Below are 1,422 nucleotides of genomic sequence, written 5' to 3' on the forward strand. Positions count from 1 at the left end.
TAGTACTTCGTTACGTTGAGTGATCTCGGCTGATGGTGGGCAGCTTCCCGGAGTGAGGTTGGGGGAAGTGGAACGGCTCCGGGGCGAGTTGGCGGAGTTCGTTGCCGATGTGTTCGGGTCGTTACCGCGGCGGGATCAGCGGCGGTGGGGCGAGTGCTATCTGCGGGGCCTGATGCTCGACGGCCGGCGCAAGTCGATCCAGCCGATGGCCGAGCGGCTGCCGGACGGGAACATGCAGGCTCTGCAGCAGTTCGTGAACCAGTCGCCGTGGGATCCGCTGCCGGTCAGGCAGCGGATCGCCGAGCGGCTGTCCGAAGTTGTCAGGCCCGAGGTGTGGGTGATCGACGACGTGTCGTTCCCCAAGTGCGGCAAGGCGTCGGTCGGGGTGGCCCGCCAGTACTGCGGAGCGGTCGGCAAACGGGCGAACTGCCAGGTCGCGGTCAGTGTCCATGCCGCCACCGACACCGCCTCGTGCCCGTTGGAGTGGCAGTTGTATCTGCCGCGTGAGTGGACGGACGAGCCGGAGCGATGCCGCAGGGCAGGGGTTCCCGACGACGTAGTGCACCGGGAGAAGTGGCGGCTTGCGCTCGGCCTCCTGGACACACTCACCGAGTGGCAGCTGAAGGCGCCGGTGGTGGTTGCCGACGCCGGCTACGGCGTCAGCACCCCGTTCCGGCTCGGTCTCGAGGAGCGAGGGCTGTCCTATGTCCTCGCCCTGAACGGGAAGGAAGTCGCCCACCCGGAGGATGCCGAGCCGCACCAGCCTGCTTATGGCGGGCTCGGACCACCCACCCTTCCCCGCTACCGCACCCCGCCGCGAGCCGTCTGCGTGTTGGCAGCGGAGGCAGGCGCGGAGCGGTTCACCGAGGTGACCTGGAGGCAGGGCAGCAAAGGCGCGATGTCTTCGCGGTTCGCGGTGCTGACAGTGCGGCCCGCGGGCACGCAGTCCCTGGCCGCAGCTCAGGAGGCGGGTGGCGGCCGCAACCGGTGGGACGGCGTCCTGCCCGTCCAGACACTCCTCGTCGAATGGCCGGACGGGCAGGACACTCCGACGGACTACTGGATATCGAACCTGCCCGCCACCACACCCGCCGCTGACCTGGTGCGATGGGCCAAGATGCGCTGGCGGATCGAGCACGACTACCGCGAACTCAAGCATGGCCTCGGACTGGACCACTTCGAGGGCCGCACCTGGCGCGGCTGGCACCACCACGTCACCCTCGTCACCGCCGCCCAGGCCTTCCTCACCCTCAGGCGGCTCGACCCAAAAGCCCCGACGCCGGCCTGACCCTCTACCAGGTCCTCGACGCTCTTCAGGATCTGCTGAGGTGCTGGACCGGTACCTGCACCACCTGCGGACGCCCCCTGCCCAGCCCTCGGAGCATCAGCAGACAGCCCAGAACCTAACGAAGCACTACTAGG

General features: G+C 68.4%; 1 protein-coding gene. It reads left to right on the forward strand.

The annotated features are described in order from the left end of the window. Window positions 1–52 precede the first annotated feature (52 nt). Window positions 53–1,288, forward strand: a complete 1,236-nt coding sequence (locus ACF1AL_RS39400) for an IS701 family transposase (protein ID WP_391781410.1) — start codon at window positions 53–55, stop codon at window positions 1,286–1,288. Window positions 1,289–1,422: the final 134 nt, after the last annotated feature.

The organism is Streptomyces sp. NPDC014801, from assembly GCF_043082085.1.
Classification (GTDB): domain Bacteria; phylum Actinomycetota; class Actinomycetes; order Streptomycetales; family Streptomycetaceae; genus Streptomyces.